The sequence below is a fragment of the Xanthomonas hortorum genome (assembly GCF_011305375.1).
GTDB lineage: Bacteria > Pseudomonadota > Gammaproteobacteria > Xanthomonadales > Xanthomonadaceae > Xanthomonas > Xanthomonas hortorum_E.
Genome location: NZ_VCME01000011.1, coordinates 264447 through 281741, shown reverse-complemented (window position 1 = coordinate 281741; position 17295 = coordinate 264447). Strand labels below are relative to the sequence as shown.

Annotated in this window: 14 protein-coding genes and 1 other RNA gene; 7 read left to right on the top strand and 8 right to left on the bottom strand. The window is 64.6% G+C overall.

Annotation, left to right across the window (positions count from 1 at the left end):
• Positions 1-372: 372 nt before the first annotated feature.
• The gene (locus tag FFY45_RS12670; RefSeq protein ID WP_176340692.1) at positions 373-1473 is read right to left on the bottom strand and encodes an NADH:flavin oxidoreductase/NADH oxidase; all 1101 of its coding nucleotides are present in this window, start codon (positions 1471-1473) and stop codon (positions 373-375) included.
• Positions 1474-1896: 423 nt separating this feature from the next.
• On the opposite strand from FFY45_RS12670, the gene FFY45_RS12665 reads away from it, so the two are divergent.
• The 6 genes from FFY45_RS12665 to FFY45_RS12640 are packed head-to-tail and all read left to right on the top strand — an operon-like array spanning position 1897 to position 7316.
• Positions 1897-2739 (top strand): STAS domain-containing protein, encoded by an 843-nt coding sequence (locus tag FFY45_RS12665; protein WP_074056946.1) that lies wholly within the window; start codon positions 1897-1899, stop codon positions 2737-2739.
• Between the two features lies 1 nt (position 2740).
• The gene (locus FFY45_RS12660; RefSeq protein ID WP_023903148.1) at positions 2741-3103 is read left to right on the top strand and encodes an STAS domain-containing protein; all 363 of its coding nucleotides are present in this window, start codon (positions 2741-2743) and stop codon (positions 3101-3103) included.
• A complete protein-coding gene (locus tag FFY45_RS12655) occupies positions 3100-3495 on the top strand; it encodes an anti-sigma regulatory factor (RefSeq protein ID WP_006450589.1) in 396 nt (131 codons plus the stop codon). The genes FFY45_RS12660 and FFY45_RS12655 overlap by 4 nt, the downstream gene beginning before the upstream one ends.
• Complete coding sequence (locus FFY45_RS12650) at positions 3486-4496, top strand: ATP-binding protein (protein ID WP_176340691.1); 1011 nt, start codon at positions 3486-3488, stop codon at positions 4494-4496. The genes FFY45_RS12655 and FFY45_RS12650 overlap by 10 nt, the downstream gene beginning before the upstream one ends.
• Positions 4493-5368 (top strand): sensor histidine kinase, encoded by an 876-nt coding sequence (locus FFY45_RS12645; protein WP_006450591.1) that lies wholly within the window; start codon positions 4493-4495, stop codon positions 5366-5368. Before FFY45_RS12650 ends, FFY45_RS12645 begins: the two co-directional genes overlap by 4 nt.
• Complete coding sequence (locus FFY45_RS12640) at positions 5358-7316, top strand: response regulator (protein ID WP_176340690.1); 1959 nt, start codon at positions 5358-5360, stop codon at positions 7314-7316. The genes FFY45_RS12645 and FFY45_RS12640 overlap by 11 nt, the downstream gene beginning before the upstream one ends.
• 305 nt (positions 7317-7621) lie before the next feature.
• On the opposite strand, the gene FFY45_RS12635 is transcribed toward FFY45_RS12640, so the two are convergent.
• Positions 7622-7697: non-coding RNA, sX9 sRNA (locus FFY45_RS12635), on the bottom strand.
• Between the two features lie 81 nt (positions 7698-7778).
• On the opposite strand from FFY45_RS12635, the gene FFY45_RS12630 reads away from it, so the two are divergent.
• Positions 7779-10148 carry a TonB-dependent receptor gene (locus tag FFY45_RS12630; protein WP_176340689.1) on the top strand — a complete coding sequence of 790 codons (2370 nt, stop codon included), beginning with the start codon at positions 7779-7781 and terminating at the stop codon, positions 10146-10148.
• 100 nt (positions 10149-10248) lie between these two features.
• Here FFY45_RS12630 and trxC read toward each other — a convergent pair whose 3' ends face one another.
• The 6 genes from trxC to FFY45_RS12600 form a co-directional block, all read right to left on the bottom strand.
• Positions 10249-10695, bottom strand: coding sequence for a thioredoxin TrxC (gene trxC / locus FFY45_RS12625; protein ID WP_176340688.1), 447 nt, complete (start codon positions 10693-10695; stop codon positions 10249-10251).
• A gap of 181 nt (positions 10696-10876) precedes the next feature.
• Complete coding sequence (locus tag FFY45_RS12620) at positions 10877-11242, bottom strand: DUF1428 domain-containing protein (RefSeq protein ID WP_176340687.1); 366 nt, start codon at positions 11240-11242, stop codon at positions 10877-10879.
• Positions 11243-11483: 241 nt separating this feature from the next.
• A complete protein-coding gene (locus FFY45_RS12615) occupies positions 11484-12617 on the bottom strand; it encodes a hybrid sensor histidine kinase/response regulator (protein ID WP_176340686.1) in 1134 nt (377 codons plus the stop codon).
• Complete coding sequence (locus FFY45_RS12610; protein WP_176340685.1) at positions 12614-13198, bottom strand: chemotaxis protein CheB; 585 nt, start codon at positions 13196-13198, stop codon at positions 12614-12616. The genes FFY45_RS12615 and FFY45_RS12610 overlap by 4 nt, the downstream gene beginning before the upstream one ends.
• Complete coding sequence (locus FFY45_RS12605; protein WP_174705847.1) at positions 13195-14043, bottom strand: CheR family methyltransferase; 849 nt, start codon at positions 14041-14043, stop codon at positions 13195-13197. The genes FFY45_RS12610 and FFY45_RS12605 overlap by 4 nt, the downstream gene beginning before the upstream one ends.
• Positions 14016-17180 (bottom strand): response regulator, encoded by a 3165-nt coding sequence (locus tag FFY45_RS12600; RefSeq protein WP_176340684.1) that lies wholly within the window; start codon positions 17178-17180, stop codon positions 14016-14018. The genes FFY45_RS12605 and FFY45_RS12600 overlap by 28 nt, the downstream gene beginning before the upstream one ends.
• Positions 17181-17295: the final 115 nt, after the last annotated feature.

Sequence of the window (17295 nt, the reverse complement as noted above, 5' to 3'; positions counted from 1 at the left end):
GATCGGCAAGCAATGGCTTCAGGCAGGCGTAGTGCCTGCGGATTGCAAAGTCGATTTCCGCAGTCGATGTGGTTGGCATCAACCCATCGTTTCGCCATTGAAGGTCACGATCCGAGGAAGGGTCCGTCAACCAGTCGCCGCTTTCCTATCGCCACCAATCACGTGTGGTGGTGCTTGCGCGCGTCCCGGCGTGGGACCTTACGCGGCATGGATGCCGCGTAAGAGCCTACACGGACGTACTTGCGGCGTGTCCCACGCCGGGACGCGTGCAAGCGCCCGCAGCGAACCGAAGCATTCCCACGAACCTGCTGACTTCGTGTGCGCGGTCGGCTTGCGCGCGGCGCCGCATCCGGGCATGTCGCACGTGTCCGATCAGCTGCGCTTGCCGTAGCGCTCCAGCCAATGCGCGTACGACGGTGGCAGCACCCACGACGGGCGTTCTTCGCCCAGCGCCAACGCGGCGTGATACGGCCAGTGCGGGTTGGCCAGGTGCGCGCGGCCGATCATCACCAACTCCATCTGCCCGGCGGCGATGACGCGGTCGGCTTCCAGCGGGTCGTCGATATTCCAGGACGAGGCCACCGGCAGCTGTGCCTCGCGGCTGACGCGCTCGGCGAACGGCGCCAGCAACGCAGGGCCCCACGGAATCTGCGCGGTCGGGGTGCTGAAGCCCATGCTGACGTTGAGCAGATCCAGGCCGCTTTGCTTGAAGTTGCGGGTCAGTGCGATGGCTTCCTGCAAGGTTTCCTCATCGCGGCCATCGAATTCGATCACGCCAAAGCGCGCGGTGAGCGGCAGATGTTCCGGCCAGACCGCACGCACGGCTTGCAGTGTTTCCAGCAGGAAGCGGCCACGATTTTCGGCAGTACCACCGTACTGATCCTGGCGATGATTGGCGTGTACCGAGAAGAAGCTCTGCGCCAGATAGCCATGCGCAAAATGCAGCTCCAGCCACTGGAAGCCGGCATCGCGCGCGCGCTGTGCGGCGGCGACAAAATCGCCGCGCACGCGGGCGATGTCGTCCAGCGTCATCTCGCGCGGCAGTTTGGGCAAGCCGCCACCGAAGGCGACGGCCGAGGGCGAGATGGTGTCCCAGCCACGTGCGTCGCCGTCGGCGATGTGGTCGTCGCCTTCCCACGGCAGGTTGGCGCTGGCCTTGCGCCCGGCGTGGCCGATCTGGATGCCGGGTACTGCGCCGGCGGCGCTGATCGATGCCGCAATACGCGCCAATCCTTCGGCCTGGGCGTCGTTCCACAGGCCCAGGCAACCAGGCGTGATGCGTCCTTCCGGCGACACGCCGGTGGCCTCGACGATCACCAGGCCCGCACCGCCGCGCGCCATGCTGGCGTAGTGGACCTTATGCCAGTCGTTGGTGAGGCCGTCCACGGCGGTGTATTGGCACATCGGCGGAATGGCGATGCGGTTGCGCAGCGTGAGGTCTTTGAGTTGATACGGAGAAAACAGCGATGACATGGGGGAGCCTGAGAAAAGTCTGGGCGCGATCAGAACACGCCCGACCACAGCCCGACACGCCGCTGGTGGCACAGCGCGTTGCACGCACTGGCTGGAGGGCTTGTTCGGCGTGCCCGTATCACCTCGCTTCGATCAAACTCCGCTTTGCGGCAGCGTCCGCCATCGGTTGGCGGCACTCAGACCATCGCCGCCTGCATCCGCCGCCTGCATCTGCGCAGGCGTGGCCGGGCGCACGTTCGCCATGTGCGCTGCAATGTCAAACTGCAGGGTGTAGTGTCTGATGACTGCTACAGGTTCGTCGTTGGTTGCCGAATCTGAATTGTTTTATTCTGCTGCGCTTCGGCGTGGGGGCGCCGCGCCAACCACGGGCGCAGTCCAGCCCGCATGCCCGGCCTTTCTTCTCTTTACTCGGCGGGTGATCTCATGGTGGCATTGCAGCAGCGCTCGATCGATGCGATTCGTGGGCAGGAAACAACGTTGTTGACCGCGTGGCTGGGTTCCAGCTTCGGTAACGACGTGCGTATTTCGCGGCAGGAAATCGAAACCCAGGGCGCGGAATTCCTGCGCTTGCTGGTGGCCTCGTTGAAAGACGGCGGCAGCAGCCTGGACAGCGCCGAATGGAGCGAGGTGCGCCGTTTTTTGGAGACGCTCTCGCGCGACCGTGCCACGCGCGGCTTCGATTCTCAGGAAACCGCCAACTTCATTTTTTCGCTCAAGCGCGTGCTGTTCGAGCTGGTGCAGCGCGAGTACGCCAGTGCGCCGGAGGAGTTGGGCCTGCAGTTGTGGGCGCTGTCCGAATTGCTGGATCGTCTGGGCCTGTACACCGTCAAGGCGTTCCAGAAGACCCGCGAAGACATCATCGTGCGGCAGCAGGAAGAGATGCTGGAACTCTCCACCCCGGTGGTGAAGTTGTGGGACGGCGTGCTGGCGCTGCCGATGATCGGCACGCTGGATTCGCAACGCACCCAGGTAGTGATGGAATCGCTGCTGCAGCGCATCGTCGATACCGGCTCGGAGATCGCCATCATCGACATCACCGGCGTGCCCACCGTGGACACCTTGGTGGCGCAGCACCTGCTCAAGACCGTCACCGCGATTCGCCTGATGGGGGCCGATGCCATCATCAGCGGCGTGCGCCCGCAGATTGCACAGACCATTGTGCATCTGGGGCTGGATCTGCAGGGCATCGTCACCAAGGCCAACCTGGCCGACGCATTGGCGCTGGCGCTCAAGCGCACCGGCGTGACCGTGAGCAAGGCGAGCTGACATGGAGCGTATCCCGATCCTGCGGATGGGCGACCTGCTGCTGGTCACCATCCAGGTGGACATGCACGACCAACTGGCGATGACGCTGCAGGAAGATCTGTCGGAAAAAATCAGCGCCACCTCCGCGCGCGGCGTGCTGATCGACATCTCCGCACTGGACATCGTCGACTCCTTCATCGGCCGCATGATCAGCACCATCTCCGGGCTGGCCGCAGTGATGGATGCCAAGACCGTGGTGGTCGGCATGCAGCCGGCGGTAGCGATCACCTTGGTCGAACTGGGCCTGACCCTGCCGTCGGTGCGCACCGCGCTCAATGTCGAACGCGGCATGCGCCTGTTGCAGCAACCCGATCGCGATTCATGACCACAGGGTCGCAACCGGTACGCACCGAACAGGATGTGGTGCTGGCCCGGCAGACGGTGCGCAAGCTGGTGGTGCAGTGTGGCCTGCGTCTGGTCGACCAGACCAAGCTGGTCACCGCGGCCAGCGAACTGGCGCGCAACACCGTGATCTACGGCGGTGGCGGCGATATGGACTGGGCACTGGTGGAAAACGGCATCCGCAAGGGCGTGCAGCTGACATTCCGCGACGAAGGCCCCGGCATTCCCGATCTGGATCTGGCGCTCACAGACGGCTGGACCTCCGGCGGCGGACTTGGTCTGGGCCTGTCCGGCAGCCGGCGGCTGGTGGACGACTTTGTGCTGGACACCACGCCGGGCAAGGGCACGCGCATCACCATCACCACATGGAAGTGACGGTTACCGGTGACGTGACCCGCCTGTTTCGCGTCGACGAAGCCAGCCAGGTCGGGCAGGCGCGGCGTGAATCGACGGCACTCGCGCAGACGCTGGGGTTCGACGAGGCCGCCTGTGGTCGCGTTGCGCTGGTCGCCACCGAGCTTGCCACCAACATGCTCAAGCATGGGCGTGGCGGCTGCTTTCAGTTGTCGGGCGTGGCTGCGCGCGAGGGCATGGGCGTGGAGATCTGCGCCATCGACGAAGGCCCGGGTTTTACACTGGAAGATGGCCTGCGCGATGGCTATTCCACTGCCGGCACACCGGGCACCGGGCTGGGCGCGATCAAGCGCAAGGCGCAGGTGCTGGACGCGTACTCCGATGCCAAGGGCGCGATCGTGATGGTACGGCTGTTTGCGCAACCACGCGCCGAGCTGGATCTGCCGTATGGCGCGGTGCGCGTGCCGCTGCATCACGAAGTGGTGTGCGGCGACGCCTGGCAGTTGGCGATCCGCGAGCAACGGGTCAGCGTGACCTTGATCGACGGCCTGGGCCACGGGCATGGCGCGGCCGACGCCGCCGATGCCGGCACGCGCGCGCTGGCAGCGGCCAGCGGCGAGCCCGGCGAGCTCATCGCACGCCTGCATGCCGGCATGTCCGGCACCCGCGGTGGTGCGGCAGCGGTGATGCAGTTCGACAGCCGCACCGGCCAGGTGCGCTTTGCCGGCGTCGGCAATATCGTCGCTTCGCTGTGCGATGGCGATGGGGTGCGCGGCATGCCGTCGCATCCGGGCATCGTCGGGGTGCAGTTTCGCAAGGCGCAGCCGTTCGATTTTCCGAATGCGACCGGCAAGCTGCTGGTCATGCACAGCGACGGCCTGCAAACGCGCTGGAATCTGCGCGATCACCCGGCGCTATTGTCACGCCACCCGCGTATCGTTGCGGCGGTGCTGTTGCGCGATTACGCGCGCGGCCGCGACGATGCCTGCGTGTTCGTCATGCGTTTGGGAGCCCTGCAATGAAGTCATCCGATGCCGCATCGGCAGCCGATCCGCTGGCCGAACTCGACGCGCTGCGGCAGCAGAACCAGGCCTTGCGCGAGGAGTTGGAAGAAACCAACCAGGGCGTGCTGGCGCTGTATGCCGAGCTCGATCAGCAGGCCGAACAGCTGCGCGATGTGTCCGAGCTCAAGAGCCGCTTTCTGTCGTACATGAGCCATGAGTTCCGCACGCCGCTCAGTTCGATCCTGAGCATCACCCGCCTGCTGGAAGACGGCATGGACGGGCCGCTCAACGCCGAGCAATCCAAGCAGGTGCGCTTTGTCAGCGCCTCGGCGCGCGAGCTCACCGAGATGGTCGACGACCTGCTGGATCTGGCCAAGATCGAAGCCGGCCGCATCGCCATTTCGCCGGGCTGGTTCGACCTGATGGATCTGTTCTCGGCATTGCGCGGCATGTTCCGCCCGCTCACCGATGCCGGCAGCACCACGTTGATCTTCGAAGATCCGCCTGCGCTGCCGATGCTCTACACCGACGACAAGAAGCTGGCGCAGATCCTGCGCAACTTCATCTCCAACGCGCTCAAGTTCACCCCGCAAGGCCACGTGCGCGTGTTCGCGCAGCTGGAAGGCGACACCCATGTGCGCTTCGGTGTGCAGGATACCGGCATCGGCATTCCGGCCGAGCTGCACGAGGCCTTATTCGAGGATTTCGTGCAGGTGGATTCGCCGCTGCAAAAACGCCTGACCGGCACCGGCCTGGGGCTGGCGATCTGCAAGCGCTTCGCCGAGTTGCTCGGTGGCAGGGTGGGGATCAATAGCGTGGTCGGCGAAGGTTCCGAATTTTTCGTGGTGCTGCCGGTGACGCTGGCGGCGGAGAACGCACTTGCCCGGTAGTCATCGCATTCTGGTGGTCGACGACAACGCGGTGACGCGTTATTCGGTGCGGCGCGTGCTCGAGCATCATCAGTTCGTGGTCGAAGAGGCCGGCACCGGCACCGATGGCCTGGCCAAGCTGGCCACGCACGCCTTTGCCGCAGTGGTGCTGGACGTCAACCTGCCGGACATGAGCGGCTTCGACATCGTGCGCAGCTTGCGTGCCGCCCCGCGCACCGCGCTGCTGCCGGTGGTGCATGTGTCGGCCGCTTCGATCGCCACCGGCGACATGGCCACCGGGCTGGATGCCGGTGCCGATGCGTACCTGATCCATCCGGTCGACCCCAGCGTGCTGGTCGCCACGCTGCGCACGCTGTTGCGCGCCCGCAATGCCGAAGATGCATTGCGGATCAGCGAGGCCCGCTTCCGCGAGATCTTCGAGCACATCAGCGCGCCGATCGCCGTGGTCGATTCCAGGCTGCACACGCACGAAGCCAATGCGGCCTTCCAGCGCCTGATCGGCAGCGCCACACCCGGCGATGCGATCCAGGCGGCGGGGCTGGACCAGGCGACAACCGTGCATGCCCTGACCACCGCGCTGGCGCAACGCGCGCGCTGGAGCGGCACGCTGTCGATCATCCGCGATGGCAAGCTGTGCGAAACCGAGTGGCGGGTGTCGCCGTATCGCGAGCCGGATCTGGGCTTGTTGCTGGTCGAGGACGTGACCGAACAGCGTCTGCGCGAGCGCGAACAACGCCAGGAACTGGACACCGCCACCACCGAGCTGGCGCACCAGATCGCCGAGCGCCAGCGCACCGAAATCCAGCTACTGCAGGCGCAGAAGATGGAAGCGCTGGGGAATCTCACCGGCGGCATCGCGCACGACTTCAATAACTTGCTGACCAGCATCATTTCGGGGCTGGACATGATCCAGCTGGCGGTGGAATCCAACCGCATCGAGCGTGTGCCGCGGCTGGCGGAAATCGCCACCGGCTCGGCGCATCGCGCTGCCGCGCTGACCCAGCGCATGCTCGCGTTTGCACGCAAGCAATCGCTGGATGCGCAGGCGTTCGACATCAATGCACGCGTGCGCTCGCTGGAAGACATGCTGCACCGTTCGATCGGCGAGAACATCGTGCTGGAACTGGATCTGGCGCAGACGCCGCTGGTCGCGGTGGCCGATGCCAACCAGCTCGAAAACGTGGTGCTCAACCTGGTGATCAATGCACGCGATGCACTGAAGGGCAAGGGCACCATCCGCATTCAAAGCGCCGCCTACACCGCGCACAACGATCCGGAACTGGACGATGGCGATTACGTGGCGGTGAACGTCATCGACAATGGCAGCGGGATCGAGCCGGCCATTCTCAATCAGGTGTTCGAGCCGTTTTTCACCACCAAACCCATCGGCGAGGGCACCGGCCTGGGCTTGTCCATGACTTATGGGTTTGCGCGTCAATCCGGCGGCACCGCGCGCATCACCAGCACCGTGGGCCGTGGTACCACGGTGGCCTTGCTGTTGCCGCGCGGGCTTGCGGCAAGCGAGGTGGCGCCGGCACCGCCGCCTAGATCGCCGCGTCACCGTCACGAGCGCATCCTGCTGGTGGACGACACCGATGTCGTGCGCATGATGGTGAGCGAGGTGCTCAGCGATGCCGGCTACCACGTGACCGAAGCCGAAAATGCCAATGGCGCGCTGGAGCAATTGCGTGCCGGGGTGGAGATCGATCTGGTGGTGTCGGATGTGGGTCTGCCCGGCATGAACGGGCGCGACATGGCCGATGTTGCGCGCGCGCTGCGGCCCGGCTTGCCGATCCTGTTCATCACCGGCTACGCCGAAAACGCAGCCACGCGGCAGGAATTTCTCGCCGAAGGCATGGCCTTGCTGCCCAAGCCTTTCAGCCTCAACGATCTGCTCAACATGGTCGGGCAGATGCTTGACAGCAGCGTGCTTGCCGCCCGCGCGTAACGCGCTTGGTGTGCTTGCCCGCGCTTAGCGCGACTTGTTTATTTTCCCGCGCTTAGCGCGCGTGGGCATACGGGCCAAAGGTGGCGCACAAAAAACCGCCTGCTGTCAGCACACGGCCAGTGCGGGCATGCCGTTTCGCCATGCCACACGCGTGCAATGGCATGGGTGTAGAGCTAGCAGCATGTGCGCGGCGGCACGCTTGCCATAGAGCTGCAACATTGCTGACATATCGTGCGCGCGGCGCCACCTTGCGCCTTCGTCCGGCATGCCTGTGCCGACGGACGTCACCTCACTCTACTTAGAGTGGCTAACAAACGTAGCGAGCGGTCGTCAGGTGGGTGCAGAAGGCGCGCAGGAACCGGAGTGTACGAGTGGGTACATGAGGATTCCGAGCACCGGCTGCGCCCGCCTGGCGGCCGCGCAATAGTTTGTTAGCCGCTCCTACTCCAAGGATCACCTCGCATGTCGTTGTACTCGTCTGTCTCCGCGTCCCTGACGTCCGCCGCCACGCACGCTTCTGCACGCCGTTGCGCCGCCTTGCAGCGCACGCCGCTGGCGCGCGCCTGTGCCGGCCTGTTGCTCGCTTCGATGGCCGCCGCCGCATCTGCGCAGCAAACGCCGACGACCCAGGGCGAGGGCAGCCCGACCGCGCTGGATACCGTCACCGTCACCGCCGAGCACCGCGAGCAGAACCTGCAGGAGGTGCCGGTGTCGGTGGGCGTGGTGCAGGGCGCGGCGATGCGCGAGTTCACCGCAGGCGGCGACGACACCTTGCTGGCACTGTCCGGCCGCGTGCCGGGCTTCTATGCCGAGACCACCACCGGGCGCATCTTCCCGCGCTTCTATATCCGTGGTCTGGGCAATATCGATTTCTATCTTGGCGCTTCGCAGCCGGTGTCCATCATCCAGGACGATGTGGTGCTGGAACACGTGGTGCTCAAATCCAACCCGGTGTACGACGTGGACCAGGTCGAAGTGCTGCGCGGCCCGCAGGGCACCCTGTTCGGCCGCAATACCACTGCCGGCATCGTCAAGTTCGACACGGTCAAACCCGGCGATACCTATACCGGCCGCGTCGATGCCAGCTATGGCAGCTACAACACCGTGTCGCTGGATGGCGGATTCGGTGGGCCGATCAACGACGTGCTGTCGTTCCGCGTCTCGGCCTTGTATCAGCACCGCGACGATTGGGTGGACAACACCTTTGCCGGCACCAGCGCCGATGGCACGCGCACGCCGCGCAAGGATGCGATGGGCGGCTACAACGACCGCAATGCCCGCCTGCAGGTGCTGCTCAAGCCCAACGATGCGTTCTCGCTGCTGGGCTCGGTGCATACGCGCGACTACGACGGCACCTCCACGTTGTTCCTGCGTAATGCCGTGACGCGCGGTAGCGACAAGGTCGACGTGCCGCGCGATCGCGTGGCCTACGACGAAGCGAATAATAATCCGCAGGCGTATCAAACCGACGGCGGCTCGATCAAGGCGATCTACTATTTCGGCGGCGTGTCGCTGACCTCCATCACCGCCTACGAAACCACCTCCGGCTACAGCCGTGGCGACACCGATGGCGGCGCGGCGGCGAACTACCCGGTCAACGGCGTGCCGAACGGTTTCGGCCAGTCGATGGGGCAGATCCGCGACCTGGATCAGTACACCCAGGAACTGCGTCTGGCCAGCGAAGGCGACGACGCACTGCAATGGCAGGTGGGCGCGTTCTACTTCGATGGCCGCGACACCACCGATTTCTATCAGCGTGCGTTTTTTCTGCAGACCGCCGCGCGCAACCCCAACAACTGGGTGCGGCTGCGCAACACCAATACCTCGTGGGCCGGCTTCGGTCAGCTCAGTTACAAGGCCACCGATGCGCTCACCCTGACCGCCGGCATCCGCCAGACCAAGGACACCAAGGAAACTCGTCTGCTCAAGACCGCCGACACCGCCGCCGGTGCGGTGACATACCGTGGCCGTCGCGACGTGCGCATGTCCGACACCCAGCCCAGCTGGGATCTCAGCGCGATGTACGAAATCAATCCCGAGCTGAGCGTGTATGCACGCGTGGCGCGCGGCTTCCGCGGCCCCACCATCCAGGGCCGCAGCGCGGTGTTCAATTCGGACTTCACCACCGCCGATTCGGAAACCATCCTGTCGTGGGAGGCCGGCATCAAGAGCAGCCTGTTCGACAATCGCCTGCGTCTGAATGTCAGCGGCTTCACCTATACCGTCGACGACATCCAGCTCAACGGCAACGATTCGGACGGCAATGGCGTGCTGTTCAATGCCGACAAGGCCAAGGCCTACGGTCTGGAAGCGGACCTGGACTGGCGCCCGATCTCCAACCTGTCGCTGACCGCCGGCCTGAGCCTGCTGCATAGCGAAATCCAGGACAAGCGCGTGTTTGCGCAGGCCTGCGCGCTCAACGGCGTGGTGGTGTGCACGGTCAACGACCCGACCATCCGCGTCGGCGCCAACACCTTTGCGCAGATCGACGGCAACCCGCTGCCCAACGCGCCCAAGTACAACCTCAACCTGGCCGCGCGTTACGACATTCCGGTGGGTAACGACGGCGCGTTCTTCGTCTCCACCGACTGGAACAAGCAGGGCGAAACCAGCTTCGTGCTGTACGACTCCACCGAGTTCCGCGCCGACGGCAATTTCGAAGGCGGCCTCAAGCTGGGTTACACCGGCGGCTACGGTGCGTGGGAAGTGGCGGCGTTTGCGCGCAACATCACCAACGAAAAAAACGTTAAGGGCGTGATCGAGAACTACATGGCGGCGGTCTACAACGAGCCGCGCATCGTGGGCGTGTCGGTCAACGTCAACTGGCAGTGAGTTGCTGATCGACTGACAGCATCACAGCGACATGCGCGTCGCAGTGATGCTTGGTGCGACAACCGAGCCCGCTGCGTGCAGCACGCAGCGGGCTTTTGTGTCAACGGCTGCGCAACACCGATTGCACCCAACTGACGATCTGCGTGCTGCTCACCGCACCGGAATGACGGCCCAGCTCGCTGCCGCCACGGATGACCAGCAAGGTGGGAATGCTGCGGATGCCAAAACGCGTGCCCAGCACCGGATACAGATCGGTATCCACTTTTGCCAGCCGGACCTGCGGTTCCAGCAATGCAGCGGCTGCGGCGAATTGCGGCGCCATGCTCAGACACGGCCCACACCACGGTGCCCAGAAATCCACCACCAACGGCAGCTCGCTGCGCACCGCGTGCTTGTCGAAATCGACAGTGGACAGCGCTATCGGCGCACCTAGAAATAGCGGCTGATGGCAGCTGCCGCACTTGGGCGCATCGCGCAGACGCGCCTGCGCTACGCGATTCATCGCAGTGCAGCTCGGGCAGGCCACCAGCAGCGGCGCAATGGTCATCGGCGATCTCCACAGGCAAGAGAGACGGTGCATCGCATGTCGCGCCGGTGGCGATCTGCGCGTGCGTGGGCGGTTGTCAGTGTAGCCATGGCGACGCAAGGCCTGCGTGCGGGGGCGATGACTGCGGGGCTGCACGCCTAGTGGCATGTGCGTCCAGGCGTGCCGCCAGGTGGTGCAACGATCAGGCCGACCGGCCCAGGTCCAGCACCGGCACGAAGCCGCCGAAGATCATGCGCTTGCCGTCGTAAGGCATCGGATTGACCGCAGGGTCCATGCGCGGGTCGTCCATCATCTTCTGCATGCCGGCATCGCGCGTGGCCTTGTCCGGCCATTCGATCCAGGAGAACAGCACGGTTTCGTCCGCGGCCGCCTCGACCGCGCGATAAAAGTCGGTCTGCTGTCCGTGCGGCACGTCATCGCCCCAGCACTCCACCACGCGCAACGCGCCGTATTCCATGATCATGCTGTCGCCCATGCGGGCGTGCTCCAGGAACTTGTCCTTGTTGGCAGTGGGCACCGCAAGGACGAAACCATCGATGTACGACATGAACCACCTCTGCTGGCATGACGCACGGCGTGCGCCTTGTAGAAACGACGAACAGGCGGGGCAGGGAGCGACACGCAGATCGGCGCGTTGCGCGGTCTACGTGAAAGCCTGTCTACACGGATGGGCTCGCTCGTCGTCACCGCCATGGATCGGACGATCCGTGCGCGTAACTGCCCTGCGTGCTGCGTCCCCGCACCTGTGAGTGCCGACCCAGCATAGCGGGCCGACGTCCTCATGGCCGTTATGACGCAGCCAGGTTATGCCGTCGCAACGTCGCTTCGAACACCACATCGCCGTTTTCGTTGCGTGCCTGCAGCGAGCCGCCATGCGCCTTGACGAACTGATCTGCGATAAACAAACCCAGGCCCAAGCCCTGGCTTGCGTGGAAGCTGGCCTTGAATGGCTCGAACAGACGCGGCATCAGACTGTCGGGGATGTGGCCGGCGTTGCGTACCGACAAACGCAGCGTGTCGCGCTGGCGTCCGTCTAGGTGCACGCGCACCGGCTGGCGCGCGCCATGCAGCACTGCGTTGCCGACCAGATTAGAGACCACCTGTGCCAGCCGATCGCCGTCGCCGTCGCCGTGCAGATCGCCTTCGCTACGCAGGTCGATCGGCGTGTGCGGATTGGCCTGCGCCACCTCGTTCACCACGCTATGGGCCACCTCGCCAAGATTGCAGGGGCCGAACTGCATCGACAGCCCGTCGGTGCGCAGACGCGAGAAATCCAGCAGCTGCTCGACCATGCGTGCCATGCGATGCGCGCTGTTTTCCAGATGTTCCAGCGTGCGTGCAGCCGAGCCGTCGGCGGCCACATCCAGGCTCAGCTTGTCGGCACACAGCAAAATCACCGACAGCGGCGTGCGCAGGTCGTGGGTCAGCACCGCCATCATGGTTTCATTGAGGGTGAGCGCGCGTTCCAGCGAGGCGTTGCGCGCCTTGAGCAGGCGCCGCTGCTGATACAACTCGATGAACACGTTGACCTTGCTCAGGATCACGTGCGGCTCGATGGGCTTGTGCAAAAAATCCACCGCGCCGGTTTCGTAACCCTGAAACGCACGCATCGGGTCGTTCGGCGAGGCCGTCAAAAAAATGATCGGCACATGCCGGGTGCGCTGCGAGCCGCGCATCAGTTCGGCCAGCGAAAAGCCGTCCATTTCCGGCATGTGCACATCCAGCAATGCCAACGCCACATCGTGTTCGAGCAACAGTTCCAGCGCCTGCGCACCGGAGGCTGCGCACAGTACCTGGATGCGGTCGCGCTGCAGCAGCGCTTCCATCGCCACCAGATTCTGCGGCACGTCGTCCACGATCAGCAGCTTGGCCGGTTCGGTAGTGGTGCTGTCTGCAGCCAGACCGGTCGCGGTGAGATTCATCGGTGGAAAGTCTCCAATCGGCTGCAGATCGCCTGCAAGGTGAGCACCGCATCGGCACCGGCGTGGGCGATGGCGGAGGCGGGCATCAAGGGAGACGCCGCGTCGTCGGGCAGCTGGATCCAGGCGGTGCCGCCGACCGCGCGTACCGCCGCCACGCCAGCGCTGCCATCGCTGCTGGCACCGGTGAGCAGGATCGCCAGCAGGCGCGACCCGAAGACATCGGCGGCCGATTCGAACAAGGGGTCGATCGCCGGGCGCGAGAACAGCACCGGGGCATCCATCGACAACGCCAGGCTGTCGCGGTTTTCCACCAGTAGATGATAGTCGGGCGGGGCGATGGTCACAGTGCCGGCGAGCAGCGGTTGCTTGTCCTCTGCCTCGCGCACCGGCAAGGCGCAGCGTGCATCCATCAATTCGGCAAGATGGCTGGTGCGGTCGCGTGGCAGATGCAGCACCACCAACACCGGCATCGGCAACTCCGCAGGCAGGCTGGACAGCAACGCCTGCAACGCCATCACACCGCCGGCCGATGCACCGACCACGATCGCCTCGAAGTGCTGCCACCCATGCGCGCCGCTCATGCCGCCTTCCGAAACAGACGTTGCTCGCGGGCCACGGTTTCGAAGGCCTGCGCATGCGCGCCGAACTGCAGCGATTCCTTGCTGCCCAGACCCAGAAAACCACGGTGCACCAGCGCATCATGGAACAGACCCACTGCGCGATCCTGCAGGGTGCGGTTGAAGTAGATCAGCACGTTGCGGCACGACACCAGATGCACTTCGGAGAACACCGTATCGGTGGCCAGGCTGTGATCGGCAAACACGATGTGGCGCTTGAGGCGGCGATCGAACACCGCGCCGTCGTAGGCGGTGGTGTAGTAGTCGGACAGCGACCCACGGCCGCCGGCCTCCAGATAATTGCGGCTGAACTGCGCAATGCGGTCGATGCCGAAGGCGCCGGCTTCGGCCATGCCCAGCGCTTCGGGATTGATGTCGGTGGCGTAGATCACCGCTTTTTCCAGCAGGCCTTCTTCGTGCAGCAGGATCGCCAGCGACCAGACTTCTTCACCGGTGCTGCAGCCGGCCACCCAGAGTTTGATCGAGGGATAGGTGCGCAATACCGGCACCGCGTGCTCGCGCAAACAGCGGAAATACGCCGGGTCGCGGAACATCTCCGACACCTGCACGGTGAAGAACTGCATCGCCTGCGCAAACGTCTCCGGCTCGTGCAGCAGGCGATGCTGCAGATCGGCCACGCGGGCGCAATCGAAGCGGCCCATGGCGTGGCGCATGCGTCGACGCAACGAGGACACCGCGTAATCGCGGAAGTCGTAGTGATAGCGCTGGTACACCGCTTCCAGCAGCACCCGCAGCTCCAGATCGAACAGCTCCACTGCAGTCATTGCCGCGAGCACCACACCCGGCACAGCGACACCAGCTTGTCCACGTCGATGGGCTTGGCGATGTAGTCGTTGGCACCGGCCTCAAGACAGCGTTCGCGATCGTCGGCCATGGCCTTGGCGGTCAGCGCAATGATCGGCAGATCCTGCCACTGACGATTGGCACGGATCTGGCGCATCGCAGTGAGGCCATCCATCTCCGGCATCATGATGTCCATCAGCACCAGATCCACTTCGTGCCTGGCCAGATGTTCCAGCGCCTCGCGGCCATTGCGTGCGATCTGCAACGTCACGCCCAGCGGTTCGAGCACGCTGGAGAGCGCAAAGATATTGCGCACATCGTCTTCGGCCAACAGCACGGTGGCGCCATCCAGCACCGCATCGCGGCGGCGCGCTTCACGCAGCAGGCGTTGCTGGTCGCTGGGCAACGAGGCTTCCACGCTGTGCAGGAACAGCGTCACTTCGTCGAGCAGGCGCTCCGGCGAGCGCACGCCCTTGATGATGATGCTCTTGGAATAACGGCGCAGGCGTTGTTCTTCGTCGCGTGTGAGTGCGCGCCCGGTGTAGACGATCACCGGCGGGAACGCGACCGCATCGTTGCCGGCCATGCGTTCGAGCAGGTCGTAGCCACTGCCGTCGGGCAGCGCCAGATCGGTGACCATGCAATCGAAGGTGGAGCCGGCCAGTTGCTGCATTGCTTCGGCAATGCTGCCCACCGCGACGATTTCCAATTGATCGCGCGCCAGCAGCAGTTCCAGGTTCGCACGCAGCGCGCTGTCGTCTTCGACGATCAACAAGCGGCGCACGGCGCGTGCATTGGTGTCTTCCAGCTGGCGGATTGCGCCGGCCAGCAGCTCGCGCGTGGCCGGCTTGATCAGATAGCCCACCGCACCGAGTTCCAGCGCAATCTGGCTGCGCTCCATCGCCGAGACCACATGCACCGGGATGTGCCGCGTTGCCGGATCGCGCTTGAGCCGCTCCAGCACGCTGAGCCCGGAGGCATCCGGCAGGCCGATGTCGAGCAGAATGCCGCTGGGGCGCAGGTCCGCCGCCAGCTGCAGCGCTTCTTCGGCGCTGGGTGCCACCACGCAATCGAAGTCCAGCTCATGCGCCAGATCGACCAGGGCCTGGGCAAAACGCGTGTCGTCTTCCACCGCCAGGATCAGCCGGCCCGGACGGCTGCGTTGATCGCGATCGTCGTCGGCGCGCTGGAGCGGCGCTGCACTTGCTGCCGGAATCGGCAGCGGCAAGGCGCTGGACGCAAGCACAGCCTGCTCGCCAAGACGAGATGCCATCGCCATGCCGCTGGTGTTCTGCGCTGCTTGCGCGGTGTTAAGCGACGCCGGCGGCGCAGGCCTTTCCGCAACAGTCACACCCTCGGCCGGTGCGCCATCGGTCGGCAATTCCAGCGTGAAGCAACTGCCGCGTCCCGGCTCGCTGTCCACACGGATGCTGCCGCCCATGCGCTGCGCCAGATCGCGCGAGATCGACAGCCCCAGGCCGGTGCCGCCATAGCGACGGCGCGTACTGCCATCGGCCTGACGGAACGCCTCGAAGATGATCTCGGTCTGTTCGCGCGCAATGCCGATGCCAGTGTCCTGGACCTTGAACAGCACGCGTCCCGGCGCCTGCGCCTGGATCGACAGACTGACGCTGCCGTGCTCGGTGAACTTGATCGCATTGGCCAGCAGGTTCTTGAGAATCTGCTGCAGACGCTGACTATCCATGACCAGTTGCGTCGGTGCATCGGCGTCGGCCGTGATCTGCAACGCAAGACCTTTTTGCCGTGCCAGTGGCTCGAAGGTTTCGCGCAGGCGCTGCAGCACCGAGCTGGTGGCGATGGTGTCGTCAGCCAGTTCCACATGCCCGGCTTCGATCTTGGACAAATCCAGAATGTCGTTGATCAGCGCCAGCAGATCGTTGTTGGAAGAGAGAATCGCCTGCGCATATTTCACCTGCTCGGGGCTGAGCGTGCCGTCCTTGTTGTCGGCCAGCAGCTTGGCCAGGATCAGCGCGCTGTTGAGCGGGGTGCGCAACTCGTGCGACATGTTGGCCAGAAATTCGGACTTGTAACGCGAGGCGGTGGAGAGCTCGTTGCTATTGCGCACCAGCTGGTTCTGCGCAACCAGCAAGGCCTGCTTCTGCGCCTCCAGTGCCTGGGTGCGTTCTTCCAGCTGCACGTTGGTCTGTTCCAGCTCGGCCTGCTGCTGTTCCAGATCGCTTTGCGATTGTTGCAGGCTGCGGCTTTGCTCTTCCAACTCTTCGTTGGTCACGCGCAGCTCTTCCTGCTGGGTCTGCAGTTCTTCGCTCTGGCGCTGGGTTTCTTCCAGCAAGGCCACCAGCTGCGCGCGCAACAACGCGGTGCGCAAGGCCAGGCCGATGTTCTCGCCACAGCGTGCCAGCAGTTCCTGCTCGCGCGAACCGGCAGTGCGCGGGTCGGTCACGCGGCCAAGTTCGACGATGCCGATCACACGGCCATCGGCCGTGACAGGTGCCAGCAGCAGTTCCTGGCAACTGCTCTTGCCCAGGCTGGAGGCGATCTGCAGATGTCCTGCATCCACGCCACGCACGCGGCGCACCGCGCCACGCTGCAAGGCGTCGCCCAGTTGCCCGGTGTTGGTCGGCAGTGTCTTGGGCATGTCGGCCGGAAGCGCGGTGCCACCGGTCAAACGCAGGCGCTCGCCTTCGATGCGATACAGCGCGCCCACCTGCGCATCCAGTGTGTCGCACAGTGCGCGCACGGCAGCATCGGCCAACGCTTCCGGGCTTTGATCGCCGCGCAAACTCGCTTCGACCGTGTTCTCTGCCTGCTGCAGCCACAGCGCGAATTCGGCCTGACGCCGCGCGCGGATCGCCTGCGTCACCACCAGCGCCATCGCCAGGAACGACACGCCACCGATGCTGCGGTTGATCGACGAAAAACTGGAATTGGTGCTGGCCGGCGCCAGATTGAAACCCACTGCCAACAATACGCACGACAGTACGGCCACGATCAATGGCACCTGCGTGCGGTTTTGAAACACCGTCACCCCAACCGCGACGAAGTAAGTCAGCCACACCGCATAGCCAAGCGGTGTGACCAATTCCACAGCGAGCGTCGCAGCCATCAAGGCCCCCGCGATGACCCACACCCAGCGGTCGCGTGTGGTCGAGATGTTCTGCATGAGGCGCGCGGACCGAGGTGGGAGGGCGGTCATGTTAGCCGATAACTTTCACGCGTAAATCGCCGGAAATTTGACGCTTTCCGGCCGGGTTGGCTTGCACATCGCCTTCACGTAT

What these genes read in the sequence shown, in the direction of transcription:
- FFY45_RS12660 (WP_023903148.1), top strand. Translation starts at nt 2,741, where the DNA reads ATGGAGCGTATCCCGATCCTGCGGATGGGCGACCTGCTGCTGGTCACC.
- FFY45_RS12620 (WP_176340687.1), bottom strand. Translation starts at nt 11,242, where the DNA reads ATGTCGTACATCGATGGTTTCGTCCTTGCGGTGCCCACTGCCAACAAG.
- FFY45_RS12615 (WP_176340686.1), bottom strand. Translation starts at nt 12,617, where the DNA reads ATGAATCTCACCGCGACCGGTCTGGCTGCAGACAGCACCACTACCGAA.
- trxC (WP_176340688.1), bottom strand. Translation starts at nt 10,695, where the DNA reads ATGACCATTGCGCCGCTGCTGGTGGCCTGCCCGAGCTGCACTGCGATG.
- FFY45_RS12630 (WP_176340689.1), top strand. Translation starts at nt 7,779, where the DNA reads ATGTCGTTGTACTCGTCTGTCTCCGCGTCCCTGACGTCCGCCGCCACG.
- FFY45_RS12665 (WP_074056946.1), top strand. Translation starts at nt 1,897, where the DNA reads ATGGTGGCATTGCAGCAGCGCTCGATCGATGCGATTCGTGGGCAGGAA.
- FFY45_RS12645 (WP_006450591.1), top strand. Translation starts at nt 4,493, where the DNA reads ATGAAGTCATCCGATGCCGCATCGGCAGCCGATCCGCTGGCCGAACTC.
- FFY45_RS12600 (WP_176340684.1), bottom strand. Translation starts at nt 17,180, where the DNA reads ATGCAGAACATCTCGACCACACGCGACCGCTGGGTGTGGGTCATCGCG.
- FFY45_RS12670 (WP_176340692.1), bottom strand. Translation starts at nt 1,473, where the DNA reads ATGTCATCGCTGTTTTCTCCGTATCAACTCAAAGACCTCACGCTGCGC.
- FFY45_RS12650 (WP_176340691.1), top strand. Translation starts at nt 3,486, where the DNA reads ATGGAAGTGACGGTTACCGGTGACGTGACCCGCCTGTTTCGCGTCGAC.
- FFY45_RS12655 (WP_006450589.1), top strand. Translation starts at nt 3,100, where the DNA reads ATGACCACAGGGTCGCAACCGGTACGCACCGAACAGGATGTGGTGCTG.
- FFY45_RS12610 (WP_176340685.1), bottom strand. Translation starts at nt 13,198, where the DNA reads ATGAGCGGCGCGCATGGGTGGCAGCACTTCGAGGCGATCGTGGTCGGT.